The sequence below is a fragment of the Methylobacterium sp. R2-1 genome, from assembly GCF_014191355.1.
Lineage (GTDB): Bacteria > Pseudomonadota > Alphaproteobacteria > Rhizobiales > Beijerinckiaceae > Methylobacterium.
The window spans coordinates 150,092-169,556 of record NZ_JACHWM010000013.1 but is presented as its reverse complement, the minus strand read 5'-3'; the positions used below and the strand labels follow the sequence as shown (position 1 = coordinate 169,556).

Annotated in this window: 17 protein-coding genes, 1 pseudogene and 1 riboswitch; of the genes and pseudogenes, 5 read left to right on the top strand and 13 right to left on the bottom strand. The window is 68.3% G+C overall.

What is annotated here, in order from left to right; translation table 11 throughout:
* Window positions 1–24 precede the first annotated feature (24 nt).
* From arsB to FHU13_RS18740, 3 genes and pseudogenes are all read right to left on the bottom strand, one after another.
* Window positions 25–1,092: pseudogene (gene arsB / locus FHU13_RS18750) on the bottom strand (ACR3 family arsenite efflux transporter).
* Between the two features lie 12 nt (window positions 1,093–1,104).
* Complete coding sequence (gene arsC, locus FHU13_RS18745) at window positions 1,105–1,542, bottom strand: arsenate reductase (glutaredoxin) (protein ID WP_183437416.1); 438 nt, start codon at window positions 1,540–1,542, stop codon at window positions 1,105–1,107.
* A 4-nt stretch (window positions 1,543–1,546) separates the two neighbouring features.
* Window positions 1,547–1,906 (bottom strand): helix-turn-helix transcriptional regulator, encoded by a 360-nt coding sequence (locus tag FHU13_RS18740; RefSeq protein WP_183437363.1) that lies wholly within the window; start codon window positions 1,904–1,906, stop codon window positions 1,547–1,549.
* Between the two features lie 50 nt (window positions 1,907–1,956).
* Here FHU13_RS18740 and arsH point away from each other — a divergent pair, with 50 nt between their 5' ends.
* Both arsH and FHU13_RS18730 read left to right on the top strand, forming a co-directional pair.
* Window positions 1,957–2,703 carry an arsenical resistance protein ArsH gene (gene arsH, locus FHU13_RS18735; protein WP_246714734.1) on the top strand — a complete coding sequence of 249 codons (747 nt, stop codon included), beginning with the start codon at window positions 1,957–1,959 and terminating at the stop codon, window positions 2,701–2,703.
* An 88-nt stretch (window positions 2,704–2,791) separates the two neighbouring features.
* Complete coding sequence (locus FHU13_RS18730) at window positions 2,792–3,688, top strand: alpha/beta fold hydrolase (RefSeq protein ID WP_183437362.1); 897 nt, start codon at window positions 2,792–2,794, stop codon at window positions 3,686–3,688.
* 31 nt (window positions 3,689–3,719) lie between these two features.
* Here FHU13_RS18730 and FHU13_RS18725 read toward each other — a convergent pair whose 3' ends face one another.
* From FHU13_RS18725 to FHU13_RS18680, 10 genes are all read right to left on the bottom strand, one after another.
* Window positions 3,720–3,935 (bottom strand): DUF6894 family protein, encoded by a 216-nt coding sequence (locus FHU13_RS18725; RefSeq protein WP_183437361.1) that lies wholly within the window; start codon window positions 3,933–3,935, stop codon window positions 3,720–3,722.
* A 540-nt stretch (window positions 3,936–4,475) separates the two neighbouring features.
* Window positions 4,476–8,003: a 5-oxoprolinase/urea amidolyase family protein gene (locus FHU13_RS18720; protein WP_183437360.1), complete on the bottom strand. Its 3,528-nt coding sequence runs from the start codon at window positions 8,001–8,003 to the stop codon at window positions 4,476–4,478.
* Between the two features lie 5 nt (window positions 8,004–8,008).
* Window positions 8,009–8,641, bottom strand: coding sequence for an urea amidolyase associated protein UAAP2 (locus FHU13_RS18715; protein ID WP_183437359.1), 633 nt, complete (start codon window positions 8,639–8,641; stop codon window positions 8,009–8,011).
* A 15-nt stretch (window positions 8,642–8,656) separates the two neighbouring features.
* A complete protein-coding gene (locus FHU13_RS18710; protein ID WP_183437414.1) occupies window positions 8,657–9,469 on the bottom strand; it encodes an urea amidolyase associated protein UAAP1 in 813 nt (270 codons plus the stop codon).
* A 99-nt stretch (window positions 9,470–9,568) separates the two neighbouring features.
* Window positions 9,569–9,916 carry a cupin domain-containing protein gene (locus FHU13_RS18705; RefSeq protein ID WP_183437358.1) on the bottom strand — a complete coding sequence of 116 codons (348 nt, stop codon included), beginning with the start codon at window positions 9,914–9,916 and terminating at the stop codon, window positions 9,569–9,571.
* 118 nt (window positions 9,917–10,034) lie between these two features.
* A complete protein-coding gene (glnT, locus tag FHU13_RS18700; RefSeq protein WP_183437357.1) occupies window positions 10,035–11,408 on the bottom strand; it encodes a type III glutamate--ammonia ligase in 1,374 nt (457 codons plus the stop codon).
* A gap of 4 nt (window positions 11,409–11,412) precedes the next feature.
* Complete coding sequence (locus tag FHU13_RS18695; RefSeq protein WP_183437356.1) at window positions 11,413–12,213, bottom strand: creatininase family protein; 801 nt, start codon at window positions 12,211–12,213, stop codon at window positions 11,413–11,415.
* Window positions 12,210–13,148, bottom strand: a complete 939-nt coding sequence (locus tag FHU13_RS18690) for an ABC transporter ATP-binding protein (RefSeq protein ID WP_183437355.1) — start codon at window positions 13,146–13,148, stop codon at window positions 12,210–12,212. The genes FHU13_RS18695 and FHU13_RS18690 overlap by 4 nt, the downstream gene beginning before the upstream one ends.
* Entirely contained in the window at window positions 13,145–14,200 is a 1,056-nt protein-coding gene (locus tag FHU13_RS18685) for an ABC transporter permease (RefSeq protein ID WP_183437354.1), read from the bottom strand. The genes FHU13_RS18690 and FHU13_RS18685 overlap by 4 nt, the downstream gene beginning before the upstream one ends.
* Window positions 14,201–14,213: 13 nt before the next feature.
* A complete protein-coding gene (locus FHU13_RS18680; RefSeq protein WP_183437353.1) occupies window positions 14,214–15,224 on the bottom strand; it encodes an ABC transporter substrate-binding protein in 1,011 nt (336 codons plus the stop codon).
* Between the two features lie 441 nt (window positions 15,225–15,665).
* Window positions 15,666–15,776: riboswitch (guanidine-I (ykkC/yxkD leader) on the bottom strand.
* A 512-nt stretch (window positions 15,777–16,288) separates the two neighbouring features.
* On the opposite strand from FHU13_RS18680, the gene FHU13_RS18675 reads away from it, so the two are divergent.
* From FHU13_RS18675 to FHU13_RS18665, 3 genes are all read left to right on the top strand, one after another.
* Window positions 16,289–17,605 carry a glycine betaine/L-proline ABC transporter ATP-binding protein gene (locus FHU13_RS18675; RefSeq protein WP_183437352.1) on the top strand — a complete coding sequence of 439 codons (1,317 nt, stop codon included), beginning with the start codon at window positions 16,289–16,291 and terminating at the stop codon, window positions 17,603–17,605.
* Entirely contained in the window at window positions 17,521–18,372 is an 852-nt protein-coding gene (locus FHU13_RS18670) for a proline/glycine betaine ABC transporter permease (RefSeq protein ID WP_183437351.1), read from the top strand. The genes FHU13_RS18675 and FHU13_RS18670 overlap by 85 nt, the downstream gene beginning before the upstream one ends.
* A gap of 184 nt (window positions 18,373–18,556) precedes the next feature.
* Window positions 18,557–19,393, top strand: a complete 837-nt coding sequence (locus FHU13_RS18665) for a glycine betaine ABC transporter substrate-binding protein (protein WP_183437350.1) — start codon at window positions 18,557–18,559, stop codon at window positions 19,391–19,393.
* Window positions 19,394–19,465 lie beyond the last annotated feature (72 nt).

Genomic DNA, 19,465 nt, shown 5'->3' with positions numbered 1-19,465 from the left:
GCGTCGAGACGCGGGCGATCCGGCTCAGGCCTCGCGGGACGCGTGAGTCAGGCTTGCTCCCTTGCCCGCCGCACCGCGCTCGTACCAGCCCCGGCTGCGGTTCACGATCCACACCACCGAGAGCATCACCGGCACCTCGACGAGCACGCCGACCACGGTGGCGAGCGCCGCGCCCGAGTTGAAGCCGAACAGGCTGATGGCGGCGGCCACCGCGAGTTCGAAGAAGTTCGAGGCACCGATCAGCGCCGAGGGGCCGGCGACGCAGTGCGGCTCGCCCGCAACACGGTTCATCAGGTAGGCGAGCCCCGAATTCAGGTAGACCTGGATGAGGATCGGCACCGCCAGGAGTGCGATGACTGCCGGCTGGGCCAGGATTGGCTCGCCCTAGAAGCCGAACAGCAGCACCAGGGTGGCGAGCAGCGCCGCCAGAGAGACCGGTCCGAGCCGGCCGAGCACCCGGCCGAGCGCGGCGGGGCCGCCGGAGGCGAGCAGGCTGCGGCGCAGGGCCTGTGCGATGAGGACCGGGATCACGATGTAGAGCCCCACCGACAGGACCAAGGTGCCCCAGGGCACCGTGATGGCCGAGAGCCCCAGAAGCAGGCCGACGATGGGGGCGAACGCCACCACCATGATGGTGTCGTTCAACGCCACTTGGCTCAGGGTGAAATGCGGCTCGCCCCGGGTCAGGTTCGACCACACGAACACCATGGCGGTGCAGGGGGCCGCCGCCAGGATGATGAGACCGGCGATGTAGCTGTCGATCTGATCCGCCGGCAGGGAGGGCCGGAACAGGGTGCCCACGAACAGCCAGGCCAGCGCGGCCATCGAGAAGGGTTTGACGGCCCAGTTGATGAAGAGGGTCACGCCGATGCCGCGCCAGTGCCTGCCGACGTGCCGCAGCGAGGCGAAATCGATTCTGAGCAGCATCGGGATGACCATCAGCCAGATCAGGACGGCGACGGGAAGGTTCACCCGGGCGATCTCGGCCGAGCCGACGGCGTGGAAGAGGCCGGGCAGGGCGTGGCCGAGCGCGATGCCGGCTACGATGCACAGCGCCACCCAGAGGGTGAGGTAGCGTTCGAACACGGACACGAGCGATTTTCCTCAGGCAGTGGCGACGCGACGGCCCTGCGTGTCGACGACGCGCTCGCCGTTCTCCTTCACGAACGCGCCCTGCTGCGGGGGCAGCAGGTCCAGCACCACCTCGGACGGCCGGCACAGGCGCACGCCCCTCGGGCTCACGACCAGTGGCCGGTTGAGGAGGACCGGGTGGGCCTCGACGGCATTGAGGAGTTGCGCGTCGGTGAAGCCAGAGTCGTCGAGGCCGAGTTCGACGTAAGGCGTCCCCTTCTCGCGGAGCACCGCGCGGACCGAGAGACCGGCACGGGCGAGCATCCGCTCGAGGAGCGCCCGATTCGGCGGCGTCTTCAGGTACTCGATCACGTGCGGCTCGATGCCGGCGTTGCGGATCATCGCCAGCGTGTTGCGCGAGGTGCCGCAGGCCGGGTTGTGGTAGATCACGACGTCGAACGCCTCAGGCAAGGACTCAAGCACAGGCGGTGTCTCCGGTGGGGCAGTTGCAGGCGGACAGCGCTGCCAGCGCCGTCTCGCAGACCTCCGGCCGACCCTGGCAGCAATCGCGCATCAGGAAGGCGATCAGATCGGACAGGCCGGCATAGGCGGCGCTGTAGACCACCGACTTGCCCTCGCGCCGAGAGGTGATCAGCCCGGCATGGGAGAGTTCCTTCAGGTGGAAGGAGAGGTTCGTGCTCGCGACCCCGATCTCGGTCGCGAGCGAACCGGCCGCCAAACCCTCCGGCCCGGCCGTGACCAGCACGCGCACGATCCGCAGGCGGTGTTCCTGGCCCAATGCGGCGAAAGCCGCGAGGGCTTGCCGTTCGTTCATGATTGATCCATCAATTCAACGTTCGTTGGAACGTATCGGGATCCGCTACCTTGGACAAGACCCAGCAGCCCTTCTCCGATGGGATGCCGCAACTCTCGGATAGCCACTTCGAGGTGCCGACGGCGGAACGGGTTCACGCGTCGGCGCCAGCGAGCCACCCGCCGCGCTTCCTGATCCTCTACGGCTCGCTGCGGGAGCGCTCGTTCAGCCGCTTCCTGGCCTACGAGGCGGCGCGGCTGCTGGAGGCGATGGGCGGCGAGGTCCGCATCTTCCACGCCCACGGCCTGCCGCTTCCCGATGACACGGCGGCCGACCACCCGAAGGTGCAAGCATTGCGTGCCCTGTCGATCTGGTCCGAGGGTCAAGTCTGGGTCAGTCCCGAGCGGCACGGCAACCTGACCGGCGTCATGAAGAGCCAGATCGACTGGCTCCCGCTCAGCGAAGGATCGGTGCGCCCGACGCAAGGGCGCACGCTCGCGGTGATGCAGGTCTCTGGCGGCTCGCAGAGCTTCAACGCCGTGAACAGCCTGCGCGTGCTCGGGCGCTGGATGCGGATGTTCACCATCCCGAACCAATCCTCGGTGCCGATGGCCTACAAGGAGTTCGACGAGGCTGGCCGGATGAAGGCCGGGCCGCTCTACGACCGGGTGGTGGATGTCTGCGAGGAACTGATGAAGTTCACCCTGCTGATCCGCGGGCGGGCCGAGTACCTCGTGGACCGCTACAGCGAGCGCAAGGAACGCGACCCGGCGCGGCTCGCGGGCGTAGCCGCCGATATCGGCTTCGCCAAGCGGTAGGCGCGGCGGGCATCGCATTCGGGACGCCGGTCCTTCGAGGGCCACGACGACGCAGCCCGACACTGACTCGTACGGTGAGGTGCACGACATGACGGCAGATCCGTTCCTGGCGGGCTTCGCGCTCCGCGACATCGATGCCGACGGCCTCCGCATTCGCGCATCCCTCGGCGGGTCCGGTCCGCCGGTCCTCCTGCTGCACGGGCATCCGCAGACCCATGCGACCTGGCACGCCGTCGCCCCGCGCTTGGCCGAGCGCCACAGCGTCGTGGCGATGGATCTGCGCGGCTATGGCGACTCGGAGAAGCCGGAGGGGGGCCAGCGCCACGCGAATTACGCCAAGCGCGCCATGGCCGCCGACGCGGTCGCGGTGATGCGGCGCCTCGGCCACGACCGCTTCGCCGTGGTCGGCCACGACCGCGGCGGGCGCGTCGCGCACCGCCTCGCCCTGGACCATCCCGACGCCGTCACCCGGCTGGCCTTGCTCGACATCGCGCCGACCGCGACGATGTACGCACGGACCGACAAGGCCTTCGCCACGGCCTATTTCTGGTGGTTCTTCCTGATCCAGCCGGCGCCCCTGCCGGAGCGCCTGATTGCGGCCGACCCGGAATTCTTCCTGCGCACCCATGTCGAGGGCCAGTCGAAGACGCCGGGCAGCCCGAGCCCGGACCTGTTCGCCGAGTACCTGCGCGTCTACCGCGATCCGGCCACGCGCCACGCCATCTGCGAGGATTACCGGGCGGCGGCGGGAATCGACCTGGAGCACGACGCGGCCGATGCCGACCGGCGGATCGAAGTGCCGCTCCTGGCCCTCTGGGGCGCGCGGGGGACGGTCGGGCGGACCTACGACGTGCTGGCGACGTGGCGCGAGAAGGCCCGCGACGTGCGCGGCTTCGCGCTCGATTGCGGCCATACCCTGCAGGAGGAGCGGCCCGACCTCGTCCTCGCCGCCCTTCGCGACTTCCTGGACGACTTCCTGGGCTGAGCGCGGTCCGGAGCCCCGGCCTCGCCGACCGTCACACGAACGGCTTCACCAGCACGCGCCGGCCGTTGAGGTCGTGCACGGTGATGTGCCACTCCGACCAATCCTCGCGATCGGCGAGGCTGCTCATCACCGCCTGGGCCACCTCGTTGGCGCGTCGCACGAGGCGTTCGGGAACACGGATATCCTTGCCCTGAGCGTCGAACACGCACTCGTAGCCGTTCGTCGCGTGGAAGCGGTAGCGTGCCATCTGCGCCCATCCCTCCTTGTCGACCCAGAAAAGATCTTTGTTCGCCTTTCGTTCCCATATGGGGATAGAACTTGGAAAAGGGCAATGCGACGTACAGCGCCTGCGTCCACACCTCGGTCGCGGTGCCGGTGCCGGGCGCGACACGGATCAGGCCGGGCCGGCGGCACGCTGCCCGAACTCAAAGGAAGGCTTTGACGACCCGAGCCGGCCGGGAGGCGTCTAGAGCATCGTCGTTGTGCATCGTCTTTTCCCGAAGCCGGTGGCCACCTCTCGGGACGATGCTCTAACGCGGCGTCTCTCGGCCCTGCTGCCCCTGCGGCAGCCGCCCGGCGGCCTTGGCTTGGAGGCCGAGCACGACGAGACCGAGGATCGCGGTGAAGACGCGGTGGATCTGCTGCATCATCGGCCGTCTCCGTGCCTATGCGAGGATCGCGCCGGGCGGGTTGCGCCGCCCGAGCGGTGGCGGCCCTTGCAAGATCCGTCCCGACCGTGAGCACCGGCCCGAAAGGTGGTTGCCGGCCTTCGGGAAAAGACGACGTCCTATGTTTCGAGGATGGCGACGAGGTCGCCGCCGCGCAGGGTGCGGCCGGGCTGGGCTCGGATCTCGCGGACCCGGCCGCCGACGGGGGCGGTGACCGCCACCTCCATCTTCATCGATTCGAGGATGGCCACCGTCTGGCCTGCCGTGACGGCGTCGCCCGCGCCGACCAGAACCTTCCAGACATTGCCGGGCACGGTCGTCGGCACGCCCTCGCAGCCGGGCGGGATCTCGGCAGCCTCCGTCGCCACCGCCTCGTCGGCGACGAAGCTGTCGAGCCCTTCCACCTTCCAGCGCTCGCGCTCCGCGGCGAAGGCCGCCCTCTGGCGCGCGCCCGCGCGCTGGATCTCGGCGGCGTTCCCCGCGAGCATGGCCCGGTGTTCGGCATAGGAGAACGTGCCGTCCTCGATCCGGATCGGATAGGCCCCGTGCGGGAAGGCGGCGCGGGCCTCGGTCAGCGCGTCGTGGCTGACGGGGAAGAAGCGGATGCGGTCGAAGGGCCGCAGCAGCCAAGGATGGCCGGGCACGAACTCGCGGGTCGTCCGCCACGTGTTCCAGATCTGGATCGTGCGCCCGAACAGCTGGTATCCGCCCGGCCCCTCCATGCCGTAGATGCACATGTAGGCGCCGCCGATGCCGACCGCGTTCTCCGGCGTCCAGGTGCGGGCCGGGTTGTACTTCGTCGTGACGAGGCGGTGGCGCGGGTCGACCGGGGTGGCGACCGGGGCGCCGAGATAGACGTCGCCGAGCCCCATCACGAGGTACTCTGCGTCGAAGATGATGTTCCGCACCGCCGCCTCGTCGGGCAGGCCGTTGATGCGGCGGATGAAGTCGATGTTCGAGGGGCACCAGGGCGCGTTCGGGCGCACCAGTTCCTGGTACTTGCGCATGGCCAGCTCGGCTTGCGGGTCGTTCCACGAGAGTGGCAGGTGGACGATCCGGCTCGGGACGCTGACGGCGTCCGCCGGAGGCAATCCGGCCTCGATTTCGCGTAAGCTGCCGAGGAGGCGGGAGCGCGGCAGCGCCGTGCCGTCGTAGTGGATCTGAAGCGAGCGGATGCCGGGCGTCAGGTCGGTCAGCCCGGGGAGCCGGGCGGCGCGGACCGCCTCGGCGAGCAGGTGGACGCGCAGCCGCAAACCGATATCGAGGGCCATCGGACCGTACTCGACGAGCAGGTTGTCGTCGCCCTGCCGCCGATAGGCGACGGGGACCGGACCGGTCTCGTCGCGGGCGAGGATGGGCGAGCCGGGCAGGGCACCCCCGCCGATCAGGGCCGGCGCGGCCATCTCGTCGTCCGGCCGGGCCAGGGGCTGGAAGCGGACCGTATCGCCGGGCCGGAGCTGGCCCATCTTCCAGAGTTCGTCGCGGGCAATCACCGCCGGGCAGACGAAGCCGCCGAGACTCGGGCCGTCAGGGCCGAGCAGGATCGGCATGTCGCCGGTGAAGTCGATGGCGCCGACGGCGTAGGCGTTGTCGTGCAGGTTCGAGGGATGGAGTCCGGCCTCGCCGCCGTCGGTCCGCGCCCAGCGCGGCGTCGGGCCGATCAGGCGCACGCCGGTGCGGGCCGAGTTGAAGTGGACCTCGTAGGAGGCCGAGAACAAGTCGGCGATGTCGGCCTCTTGGAAGAAGTCCGGCGCGCCGTGCGGGCCGTAGACGACGCCGACCTCCCAGTCATGGGTCAGCGGCGCGGGCTCGGGCAGGGCAGCGGCGACTTCGGGCACGTCACCGAGATGAAGCACGTCGCCGGCCTTGAGGACGCCCGTGGCGTGGCCGCCGAAGGCGCCGAGCGCGAAGGTCGCGCGCGAGCCGAGCACCAGAGGCGCTTCGAGGCCACCGCGCAGGGCCAGATAGGCGCGCTGTCCCGGCCCCTCGATCGCGCCGATGGCGAGTGTCTGCCCCGCCCTGACCGGGAACGCCTCGCCGTGCGGGCGCGCCTCACCGTCGAGGGTGAGCCGCATCGCGGCGCCCGCAAGCGCCACCCGAGCATCCGTGTGGAAGCGCAGCGTCGGGCCCGAGACAGTGAGTTCGAGGGCGCAGGTGTCTTGCCCGTTGCCGACGAGGGCGTTGGCGTGGGCGAAGGAGCGCGCATCCATCGGACCGCTCGGCGGCACGCCGACCTCCCACAGGCCGAGGCGGCCGGGCAGTTCCTGCAGGCTCGATTGGGGGCCCGGCAGCAGCACCTCGATACTCTTCGGCGCGTAGGCGAGATCGCGCAGGGCCGTGGTCGCCACGCGGCCCTCGGCGAACATCGCCGAGGCGGCAATGGTGCGCAGATAGTCGAGGTTGGTCTCGATGCCGGAGACGGCGGTGTCGGCCAGCGCCGCATGAAGCGCCGCGATGGCGTCCGGTCGGTTGGCCCCGGTGACGATGATCTTGGCGAGCATCGGGTCGTAGAACGGGGTGACCTCGGTGCCGGTGGCGATCCAGCCGTCGATGCGGGCGTTCTCGGGGAAGCGCACCTCGGTGAGCAGGCCGGCGCTCGGAGAAAAGTTGGCGTGCGGGATCTCGGCGTAGAGCCGGGCCTCGATCGCCGCGCCCCTCGGCACGAGCGACCCGGCCGCCGTGATCGGGTCCTCGCCCGCGGCCTGACGCACCATCCATTCGACAAGGTCGATGCCGAACACCGCCTCAGTCACCGGGTGCTCCACTTGAAGCCGCGTGTTCACTTCGAGGAAGGAGAAGTCTTCGCGATCCGGATCGTAGATGAACTCGACCGTGCCGGCCGAGGCGTAGGCGACGCTCTCCGCCAAAGCGACCGCCGCGGCGTGGAGCCGGGCGCGCACCGCGTCGGAGAGGCCGGGGGCCGGCGTCTCCTCGATCACCTTCTGGTTCCGGCGCTGGAGCGAGCAGTCGCGCTCGCCGAGCGCCACGACGCGGCCGCGCCCGTCGCCGAAGATCTGCACCTCGACGTGGCGGGCCTGCGCCACGAAGCGCTCGAGATAGACGCGGGCATCGCCGAAGCTGGCCCGCGCCGTGCGCTCGACCGCGGCGAAGCGCTCGGCCAGTTCCTGGCCCGAGTGGCAGAGCTGCATGCCGATGCCGCCGCCGCCCGCGGTGCTCTTGAGCATGACCGGATAGCCGATCGCCTCCGCCGCGCTCAGCGCCGTCTCGAGATTGGGCAGCAGGTCGGTGCCGGGCAGGAGCGGCACGCCGCTGGCCTTGGCGAGCTCACGGGCTTTGTGCTTGAGGCCGAAGGCGCGCAGGTGCTCCGGGCGCGGCCCGATGAAGACGATGCCCTCCACCGCCAGCCGCTCGGCGAAGCCGACATTCTCGGACAGGAAGCCGTAGCCGGGATGGACGGCCTCGGCGCCTGTCGCCTTGCAGGCGGCAATGACGGCCTCGACGTCGAGATAGCTCTGCGCGGCCGGCGCAGGGCCGAGGCGCACGGCCTCGTCGGCGGCGAGCACGCCCGGCGTGAAGCGGTCGGCGTCCGAATAGACGGCGACGGAGGCGATGTTCATGCGCCGCAGCGTGCGCACGACACGCGCGGCGATCTCGCCGCGATTGGCGACCAGAACCTTTCGGAACATGCGCCTCAACCCTCGCGAACCGTCACGCGGATCGGCGTGGGGTTGAAGCCGTTGCAGGGGTTGTTGATCTGCGGGCAGTTCGAGATCACGCAGATCACGTCCATCTCGGCCCTGAGCTCGACGTAGTCGCCGGGCGACGACACGCCGTCGACGATGGCGAGCCCGCCGTCCTGCTCGATCGGCACGTTCATGAAGAAGTTGATGTTCGGCACGATGTCGCGCTTCGACAGGCCGTACTTCGCAACCTCCAGCGCGAAATTCTCGCGGCAGGCGTGGAGATACTTCGTGGCGTGGCCGAAGCGGACGGTGTTGCTCTCGCAGGAACAGGCCCCGGCCGAGGTGTCGTGGCGCCCGCAGGAATCGGCGGTGACGGTGAGCATCAGCCGCCCCTCGTTCGACATCACCCGCGTGCCGGTGGTGACGTAGGCCGCGCCCTGCGCACGCACCGTATCCTGGGAGGAGTAGCGCTCAGCCCTGTCGTCGGCCCGGTAGAACAGGGTGTCGACGGCCTGGCAGCCTTGGCTGTCCTCGATGCGGATGGTCTGGCCGGCCCGCACGAGGGTGGAGAACGGCGCCTGGGCGGGTACGACTTGATCCAGAACGACTTGGTCGAAGAGCGTGGTCACGGTGTCGGTCATCGGTCTTCCTCCCCTTCAGAAGCCGGCGGCGGCGTTGTTCTCGAAGCCGCGCACGGCCTCGATCGTGGCGGTGCGGCACAGATCGTCCCCTGTCGGGGGCAGGGCGCGGAAGCGGGTCACCGTTACCGGGTTCGGCGCGTAATCGGGGGCCGGATCGAGGGGATGGGGGCAGTTCGAGAGGGCGACGATCAGGTCCATCTCGGCGCGCAGATCGACGAAGTCGTCCGCCATGCGGCCGGCGGCGTTCCAGGCGAAGCGGCCCTCCGGCCCGACCACAACGGGGGCGAAGAACGAGATGCAGGCGGGGATGTCGCGCCGCTCCAGCCCGCTCTTGAGGGCGGCCAGAACGAGGTTGTCGCGGGTGTTGCGATGGGGACCGCCGGCATAGCGCGCCGCGTTCGAGGCGGCATTGGAGCCGCCGACGAGCGCGTCGTGGCCCCCGCAGGAATCCTCGATCATCGAGAACATCACGCGGCCCATATCGGAGAACAGCACACGGCCCTTCCGGAGGGCGGCCGTCCACTGCACCTTGACGGTGTCGGCGTAGTTCAGCCGCTCGCTCGGATCAGAAGCCGACCACGCGACGAGGGCGACGCTCGACGGGCCGTGGTCGAGGCTGAGCCGGATCGCCTCGCCGCGTTTGAGGGTGGCGGCCCAATACCAGCCGCCGGGGATGGTCTCGCGGTGGAGGATCGCCGCCGCATCGAGCGGCACGCCGCCGCGCGGGCTCGGGCCGGGCAGGGCGCGCGGGGCGTAGCCCTGACCCGCCTGCTTCAGCTCCTCGTAGCGGCGGCGGTTCTCGGCGATGAGGCTCGCTTCGTCCGACATTGCATCCGACATTGCGCATGTCTCCGATCAGGGCCGGGTCGTCCCGGTCCAAGAGCCCTGTCGCGGCCGGGCCGTCCCGGCAGGCCAGTTTGGGTTGGGCTACTCGTAGAAGGCGAAGAGCTTCCGGGCGGGCTCGACGATCTCCCAGGTGCCGGTGAAGCCGGCGAGCGAGACGAAGGCGTCGCCGGCCCGGAAGGTGGTTTGTGTCCCGGCCTCGTCGGTGACGACGATCACGCCTTCGAGCAGGTGGCAGAACTCGCTCTCGGTGAAGACCACCCGCCACGTCCCCGGCTGCGCCGCCCAGGTGCCGGCGGAGAAGCGCCCGTCGGCGCTGGTGAAGTGGAGCGTCGCGGTCTGGACCGGGTCGCCGGCCAGGATGCGCTCGGGCGCCGGCCGGTAGGTCGATGCTTCGGCGGAAGAATTCGCGAAGGCGATGACGGTCTTCATGACAAAAAGCCTCCGCCCAGAGCGCTTTCCGACGAAGTGGATGCCGGTTCGTCGAAGAAAGCGCGTCAAAACAAAGATCGAGAGACGCCGACCTGATGCAATCAGGTCGGATACGGCTCTAGAACAGGTGGCTGTAGCGCTCGATCTCCCACGGGCTCACCGTGAGATGGTAGGCGTTCCACTCCTCGCGCTTGGTGCGGATGAACTCTTCGCGAAGGCCTGCGCCCAGCGTCGCCTCGACCAGGGGATCGGCGGCGAAGGCGTCGACCGCCTCCTGCAGGGTCTGGGGCAGGAATGCGATGCCGCGCGCCCGACGCTCGCCGTCGCTCAGCTCGTAGAGGTTGTCCTCGTTGGGCTGGCCGGGGTCGATCCGCTCGCGCACGCCTTCGAGACCCGCCGCGAGCACCAGGGCGGCGGCGAGGTAGGGATTGACCGCGCCGTCCGCGTTGCGGCTCTCGCAGCGCCCACCGCCGGCCGGCACGCGCACCGAGTTGGTGCGGTTGTTCGAGCCGTAGGAGTTGAACACCGGCGCCCAGGAGAAGCCGGCCATCGCGCCCTGGCGCACGAGGCGCTTGTAGCTGTTCACGGTCGGCGCGAAGGTCGCGCAGAGCGCCCGGCCGTGGCGCAGCACGCCGCCGATGAAGTGGTAGCCGGTCTCGGTGAGGCCCAAGCCCCGGGGATCCTCGCCGGGTGAACAGGCGAACAGGTTGCGGCCGGTCTCGCGGTCGGAGAGCGACATGTTGAAATGCGCGCCGTTGCCGGTGCGGTCGGCGAAGGGCTTCGGCATCATCGTGGCGATGAGCCCCTCCTCCTTCGCGTAATGCTTGGTCATCATGCGAAAGAAGGTCAGCCGGTCGCACATGGTCAGCGCGTCGGCATATTGGAAGTCGAACTCGAACTGTCCGTTCGCGTCCTCATGATCGAACGAGTACAGGTCCCAGCCGAGATCGTTGATCGTTGTCGCGACCTTGTCGAGCCAGGAAAAGTTGTCGATGAAACCGCGCACGTCGTAGCAGGGTTTTACCAGTTTATCGTCCGCCACCGGCGTGTGCAGCGAGCCGTCGGCGGCTTGGCGCAGCAAAAAAATCTCGCACTCGATGCCGAGGTTGAAGCCGAAGCCCATCGCCTCGGCTTGAGCCAGCACGTTCTTGAGGGCGACGCGGGTCGAGAGCGGGTAGGGCTTGCCCTGGAAGGTGAGGTCGGCCGGCGCCCAGGCGAGCTTGCTCTCCCAGGGGAGCTGGATGACCTGCGAGAAATCCGGGACCGAGGCGAGTTCGTCCTCGTTCGGGGCTTGGCCCAGACCGTCGAGGGCATAGCCGGTGTAGCGCTCGGAGCCTGCCGCCATCTGCGGCAGGTGGTCGATCGGCACCACCTTGGCCTTCTGTGCGCCGTGGATGTCGACATAGGCGCCGATGACGTATTTCACGCCCTTTGCCCGCAGATCCTCCTGCACGGTGCGGACTTGCGGATCGATGTCGGTCGCGTGGCCCATGATGTCAGGCTCCTGGCGTGGAGACGGCGGGGCCGTCGTAGGAATGGGGGAGGGGCGGGGTCTCGGTGAGACCGCGGCGGACGAGGGCAGTCAGATCCTCGACCATCCAGGCGAACAGCGCAGCGCCCTCCGCAGCGCTCGCCTGCGAGGGGGAGCCGGTGACGCCGTTGCGGCTGGTGCGGTTGACCGGATGGGCGAAGACGAGGTTTTCGGTGCGGTCCGGGTCATCGGACTCCGCAATGCGGCCTTCCCGCACGAGGGCGGGGGCCACGGCCTGCATCAGCGCGGTCTCGGCCCGGTTGGCGTGCCAGTCCTCGGCATCCATGAAGTGGGCCGCGCGCACCCGCTCGCTGACGGTCGCGGTGTTGATCAGTGCCACCATCAGGTCGTCGTGGGCCGCGCGAAGAAGCTCCAGCGCGCAGCGCAAGGGCGCGGCGTTGGTGACGTGGGCGTTGACGAGGAAGAGGCGGCGCACGCCCGAATGGTAGGCTTGGGCGCCGATCTGCCGGACGAGATCGGTCATCAGCAGCGGGTCGAGGGCGATCGTGCCGGGCCAGCGCCGGGAATGGCCGAGCGAGCAGCCATAGGGGAGGGTGGGCAGCGTCAGGACGCCGGTGCGGGCCGAGACCTCGCGGCAGACGGCATCCGCCAGAACGAAATCCATGCCGCAGCCGAGATGCGGCCCGTGCTGCTCGGTGGCGCCGACGGGCAGGAGCGCGGCCCGCGCGGCCTGGCCAAGATCGCCGGGGATCTCCTCCCAGGTCCGCTCGGCCCAGAGCAAGGGGAGGCTTGAGAGCGTGCTCATTCGACCTCGTCCCCCACGCTCGCCATCCGGGTGACCATGTCGAGCCCGCCGAGATCGGCCGGACCGTCGGCCTCGGCCTCGGACGGATGGATCAGTGCATCGAGCCGGGCGCGGGTGGCACGGAATTCCGGCGTCAAGCTCTGGCCGGGATGGCGCGGCCGGGGGACCGGCACCTCGATCAGTTCCTCGACCTCGCCGGGATGGGCCTTCAGGACGAGGATGCGGTCGGCCAGCGTCACGGCCTCGTCGAGGTCGTGGGTGATGAAGACGATGGTGATGTCGATCTTGCGCCAGATCTCGATGAGGTAGGCCTGCATCCGCGCCCGCGACTGCGTGTCGAGCGCCGAGAACGGCTCGTCCATCAGCAGGATGCGGGGACGCATGGCGAGCGCCCGGGCAATCGCCACGCGCTGCTTCATGCCGCCCGAGAGCTGGTGCGGGTAGGCGTCGGCGAACCGCTCCAGCCCGATCAGGGCGAGCCACTGCGCCGCCTCGCGCTCGGCGACGTGGCGCGACTCGCCGTTCTCTTCGAGCCCGAAGGCGACGTTGCGCTTGACCGTCAGCCAGGGGAACAGAGTGTAACCCTGGAACACCATGCCCCGATCGGCGCCAGGGCCGGAGACCGGCACGCCACCGACGCTGACGGTGCCGGAACTCTTGGTCTCGAGACCGGCTAGGATGCGCACGAAGGTGGACTTGCCGCAGCCGGACGGCCCGACGACGCAGAGGAACTCGCGGCGGTGGGTGACGAGATCGATGCCGCGCAAGGCTACGGTCTCGGCGCCCTCGGCATTGCGAAACACCTTGCCGAGGCCCTCGACCCGCAGGGCCACGTCGCGGGCCTTCAGCCGCTCGAACCGGGCACGCACGGGCTCGCACTGGGTGCGGTAGTCGCAGGCCTCGACGGGGAGGGCGATGGCAGCGGGCGCGCTCATGCCTCGCCCATCACGTAGGGGAACAGGCGCCGGCCGATCAGCGCCAGGGCGATGTCGGTGGCGATGCCGACAAGGCCGATCACGAGGATCGCGGCGTAGACGTTGTCGAAGTGCTGGTAGCGCGCTTGCTGCGTGATGAAGAAGGTGATGCCGGACGAGGTGCCGATCAGCTCGGCGACGATCAGGTAGGTCCAGGCCCAACCGAGCAGGATGCGCTGGTCGCGGTAGATCTGCGGCAGCACGGCGGGCACGATCACCCGGCGGATCAGGCGGAGGTTGCGCGAGCCCATGGTGAGCGCGGCCTCGACCAGTAGCGGATCGACCCGGCGGGTGGTGTTGGCGATGACGAGCACCTGCTGGAAGAAGGTGCCGATGACGATGATGGCGATCTTCGGCCCGTCGTAGATCCCGAGGATCGCGACCATCAGCGCGCCGAAGGCGGGGGCGGGCAGGTAGCGCACGAACTCGATCACGGGCTCGGTCAGCCGGGCGATCGTCGGCTGCGCCCCGCACAGCACACCGAGCGGCACGCCGACAACTGAGGAGATCGTGAAACCCCAGACAATGATCTGGATCGAGTGCCACAGGCTCGCGGGCAGCCAGATCGTGTCGCGCTGGGGCGGGGGCGCCGTGAGCGCGGTCCAGAAGGCCACCGCCACCTCGTGCGGCGCGGGCAGGTAGACCGGGTTGGCAGGCCGGCCCTCGGGCGAAGCGGTGCCCTGGGCCGCCGCGACCTCCTCGGAAAAAGCCGCCCGCGGCACCCGCATGCCGGGTTCCATCCAGGCGACATCGCCGGGATTCGTCACCTCGACCAGCGGGTGCCAGAGGAAGGGCAGGTAGGAGACGGCAGCCCACAGGCCGAGCGGCAGCAGGAAGGAGAGGAGCGTCAGCGCCCCGTACCGCCGCCGCGTCAGCGGGCGCGCCACGCCGATCCAGGATCGCCGCGCCCGCCCGGCGACGGGAGACGCCGTCGCGACCGGCGGGAGCGGGGCGACCGCCTCTACCGGAGCGGCATCCCCGTCGGACGGGCGTCGAGGCTGCGGCGCGCGCATCGGCTCTCTCCCCTCACTTGCCGTCGGTAAGGGCGGGGTCGATGGCAGCCTTCACGTCCTGCGGGGTCTTGTAGACCTCGAACTTGACGTTGAAGGCATCGGCGTGCCGGCTCGAACCGTAGAGCGAACCGAACCCGTCGGCATCCTTCATCACCGCGCGGCCGTCGGCGAGCTTCAGAAGCTTGGTACCCTTGAGGAAGCGGGTGAAGACGGCCGGCTCGATCCCGACCTTGGCGGCCATGATCGCCACCGCCTCGCCTTGCGTCTTCGGGTCCTCGATGTAGTCGACGACCCGCTCCCACAGCCCGACGAACTTGATCCAGTCAGGCCGCCGCGCCGCGAGACTCGCCGGCGTCACCGTGACCACGTCGTAGATCAGGCCTGGCCGGTCGGCCGAGGTGTAGAGCGGCCGGGCCCCCGCCGCGCCGCGCATGGCCTGGCCCGCGATGGGCTGCCACGCACCGATGGCGGCAACGTCGCCGGAGGCGAGGATCTGCGGTGTCTCGTTGGTCTTGGCGTTGACGAGCGTCACCTCGCTCTCCTTGATCCCGGCCTTCTGCAGGCCGTCGATCAGGAGGAGGTGTTCGACGAGACCGACTTCGAGACCGACTTTCTTGCCCTTCAGATCGGCCAGCGACTTCACCCCCGGCTTGCCGACGATCATGTCGTTGCCGTTCGAGTAGTCGGTGAGCAGGATCATGACGTTCTTGGCGCCGTTGCCGCTCATGACGAGCGCATCGCCGTTGGTGCAGGTCACCGCATCGAGCTTGCCCGCAGAGAACGCGTCCATCGAGGCGGAGTAGTCGAACCACTCGAATTTGACCTCGATGCCGGCCTCCTTGAGCCAGCCCTTCTCGATGGCGACCTGCCACGCCACCCAGCCCGGCCAGTCGCTGTAGCCGACGCGCAGCGGCTCGGCGGCGTGTGCCATCGGCGCGGCAAGAAGGCCGAGTGCGAGGGTGAGGGTGGACAGGCCGCGCCGGATGCCCGTCAGACCATCGGTGATCAGACTCGAGATGCGCATGTCTTGTCTCCTGGAGCGGCCACTATGACCGGACACTGCGTGTGACGTTCGGATTCGGCTCGTCGGGCGATGGCGGCTTTCGGGCGAGCGGAGGGGCGGCGACGGGCGGTGGAGCCAATCGTCGGAGGGCCGGAGCAAGAGCGCCGGGAGGGAGGCAGAGGGACAAGACGGCAAGGTCGAAGACGCGCCCGAGGCGTCTTCGCACCGGGCGCGGCTTACGGAAGGCTGTCGGAGAAGCTGGCGCAGGACGCAGTCGAGTCTCGCCGACGGCCCAGGCCGGTCGGTGGCATCAACGCCGGCGCCCCAGCGCGAATCGTGCGCGCGCCAGCGTCGATTGAGAATATCGAAAAGTCGATCTTGGAGGCTCTGCCGGGCATACGTCCCTTCCAATACAGAAAGAGATTGTACAAGACCTGTCCTTGCCAATCTCTGGCCAGTGAGGTCTCCCGGGCTTTTATCCCGCCGTGCATCCGCGGCGGATGTCTCCCGCCGCGGCAACCGCTCTCGGACCGAACACATCGAAACGATGCTGGAACCCTAGCGATCAACTCGATGACATTTCTAAGATCGACACTTTTCTTGGTCAAGCAAAGACTATCCTTCGCTTGCGTAAGATTTTATCTTTCATGCCTACGTTTTAGGCGGGCTGCAGCCTGAGCGCGCATCCGATGCGGCCAAGGCGAGCGATGTCCGGCCTCGGAGCAGGCGCCCCGGCGCGGCGACCGAACCGCGGACGTGGCGAGCGAAGGTACCGCCGTCTGCGCAGAGCTGCGCACACGGACCGCCGAAGCCTCTGTCGGAGGGACGCGCGGCAACAGCTGCGCTGCCCAAGACACGCACATATCTTGCAACTTTTTTGGACAGCCTTGCCCAGAATCAGGGCGCACCCCTGCAGAACCATCCTGTTGCAGCGGTAAATTGCCAGAACGTCGGCCGGCACCAATAAAGCGTCGCAATACGACAAGCCGCTTGGAATGACTGGAAATAACCTGTCATCGTCCAAGATAAAACTATATAAATTTCCGTCAAGGACAATATCGATTCACGCTGAAAGGTTTTCTCCCATGGGCCGGATCAATCTTGAAGGTGTCAGCAAGATATTCGGCTCGAACTCCTCCGAGGCGCTCGGTCTGATCGCACAGGGGAAGCGGAAGAACGACATCGCGGCCGCCTGCGGTGCGGTCGTCGGATTGCGCGACATCTCGTTCGACATCGAGGAGGGCGAGATCCTCGTGCTGATGGGCCTTTCCGGCTCGGGCAAGTCGACGCTCCTGCGCTGCATGAACCGGCTCGTGGAACCGTCCTGCGGACGGATCGTCGTGGACGGCGTGGACGTCACACGGCTCGGCCGCAAGGATCTGCTGGCTTTTCGCCAGAAGACCTTCGGCATGGTCTTCCAACACTTCGCGCTGCTGCCGAACCGGACCATCCTCGGGAATGTCGGCTTCGGGCTCGAGGTCAAGGGCGTCTCCGTCAAGGAGCGGACCGAGCGGTCGATGCAGGCCATCGAACTGGTCGGCCTGAAAGGCTGGGAGACGAAGTACCCCAATCAATTGTCCGGCGGCATGCAGCAGCGCGCAGGTCTCGCGCGGGCGCTCGCGGCGGATGCGGACATCCTCCTCATGGACGAGGCCTTCAGCGCCCTCGACCCTCTGATCCGGCGCGACATGCAGGCGGAGCTGCGCGACCTGCAGCGCAAGCTCAAGAAGACCATCGTCTTCGTCTCGCACGATCTCGACGAGGCCATCGCGCTCGGCGGCCGCATCGTCCTGATGAAGGACGGCGAGGTGGTCCAGATCGGGCAGCCCGAGGAGATCGTGGCCCATCCCGCGACCGAGTATGTCGAGCGGTTCGTCGAGCATATCGACCTCGCCGCGGTGTTCCGGGCGGGACAGGTGGCGGATCGCTCCGGCGTCGTGCTCGCGCCCACCCAGACGGTGGCCGAGGCGCGCATGGCCGTCGACGGCACGGATGCCGGGATCTGGCTCGTCGCCGACAGCGACGGACGGCTCGTCGGCCGCCTCTTCGCCGACAGGCTCGCCTCGGCACGGCCCGCCGAGACCCTCTCCAGCCTCCTCGATCTCGGGCAGGCCGTCGTCGAGGCGGAGAGCCGTCTCGACACCATCCTCGCGACGATCGCGGCCGAGGAGGCCGTGGCGGTCGTCGGCGAGGACGGGCGCCTGATCGGAACCATCACCCCTCGCGACGTCGTACAGGCGCTCGCCGCGCGCCCGGGCGCGCACGGGTCGTCCCAGCCGGGCGCCCCGACCCTCTCGAAGCCGGCAGGAGCACATCGATGGAGTGGAACGTCCCGAAATTTCCCCTCGACACGCTCAGCGACGACGGCCTCAACTGGCTCACCGACCATGGCAGCTGGCTGACCCGGGCCGTCAGCCGCACCGTCTCCGACTGGATCGATGCGCTGACCAACACCCTGATCGCGGTGCCGCCGTGGATCTGTATCGCGGTCGCAGCCTTTGCCGCGTACCGCGTCGGCGGCCGCAAGATCGGGATCCTGACGCTAGCCGGCCTGCTGTTCCTGTGGAACCTGCGCCTCTGGCAGGCCACGGTCGAGACCCTGGTCCTCGTCAGCATCGCGACCACCGCGGCGCTGCTGATCGGCATCCCGGTCGGGATCTGGTTCGCACTCAGCCGGCGGGCGTGGCGAGCCTTCTCGCCGGTGCTCGACATGATGCAGACGCTGCCGAGCTTCGTCTACCTGATCCCGGCGCTCCCCTTCTTCGGGCTCGGTGCCGTCTCGGCGTGCTTCGCGACGATCGTGTTCTCCGTGCCCCCGGTCATCCGGCTGACCGCGCTCGGCATCCGCAACGTGCCGACCGAACTCGTCGAGGCCTCGGACGCCTTCGGCGGCTCGGCGACCCAGAAGCTGTTCAAGGTCCAGCTTCCGCTCGCGCTTCCGACGATCATGGCCGGGGTCAACCAGACCATGATGCTCGCCCTCTCCATGGTCGTCATCGCCGCGATGATCGGTGCGGGCGGTCTCGGCCGCGCGGTCTGGCAGTCGATCCAGCGACTCGAAGCGGGGGCCGGGTTCGAGGCGGGCATCGGCATCGTGATCCTGGCGGTCATCCTCGACCGCGTGACGCAGGCGCTGGCCGCCCGGGCCCGTCCTCACGGCGTGGCGTGAAGACAACACCTCCGGCAACTAAGCAACTAACCATTGTATTTCGAGTTTACAAAAGAAACATATGACGTAGGATCGCGTCGTTCTTGATGAGTCTGTTTCCGATACTCCAAGAGTGACTTAGGCCCAAGCTCGGCTTCGGCCCAGGATCGGCGTTCGCCTCAAGCTAGCCCGAAAGATTCAAGTTATGCGTGCACCGATTCTTGGCGCCATCCTCTGCCTCGCGCTGGTTCAGACGCCGGCCGAGGCAGCGGGCAAGGAAGTCAGGCTCGCCTATGTGGAATGGGCCGACGCCGTGGTCGCCACCGACATCCTCAAGCAAGTGCTGGAGGAGAAGGGCTACCAAGTGAAGACGATCCCGCTCGCCGCGGCCGCCATGTGGCAGGCAGTGGCGACCGGCGACGCGGATGCCAGCGTTGCAGCTTGGCTGCCGATCACGCAGGCGGCCTATTACGAGAAGCTGAAGAACCGCCTCGAACTGATCGGCCCGAACGTCACGGGTGCCAAGATCGGCTGGGCGGTGCCGGCCTCTTCGCCGCTGAACTCCATCGAAGACCTGAAGACCAAGGCGGCGGACGTCGATGGCAAGGTGATCGGCATCGATCCCGGCGCGGGCCTGATGAAGAGTTCCGAGGCCGCGATCAAGGCCTACGGCCTTCCGGTCAAGCTCGTCGACGGCAGCGACGCCACGATGACGAGCGCGCTCAAGGACGCGGTCCGGCGCAAGAAGGACATCGTCGTCACCGCCTGGACGCCGCACTGGATGTTCGCGCGCTACGAGCTGAAGTACCTCGCCGATCCCAAGAAGGTCTTCGGCGATGACGAGAGCGTGAACACGCTCGCCCGCAAGGGTCTCAAGGACGACATGCCCGAGGTCTACACGATCCTCACCAAGTTCAAGCTCACCGTCAAGGATGAAGAGGCGGTGATGGCGGAGAACGAGGAGAAGGGCGCTGACCACAAAGCCAACGCTGCGAAATGGATCAAGCAGAACCGTCCAACGGTCGATAGTTGGCTGAAGTGACCGCACGGTCCGATACATAATAAAACCAATCAATAATTCGGATGGCGACTCGGAAAATCAGGTAGAGGGGTC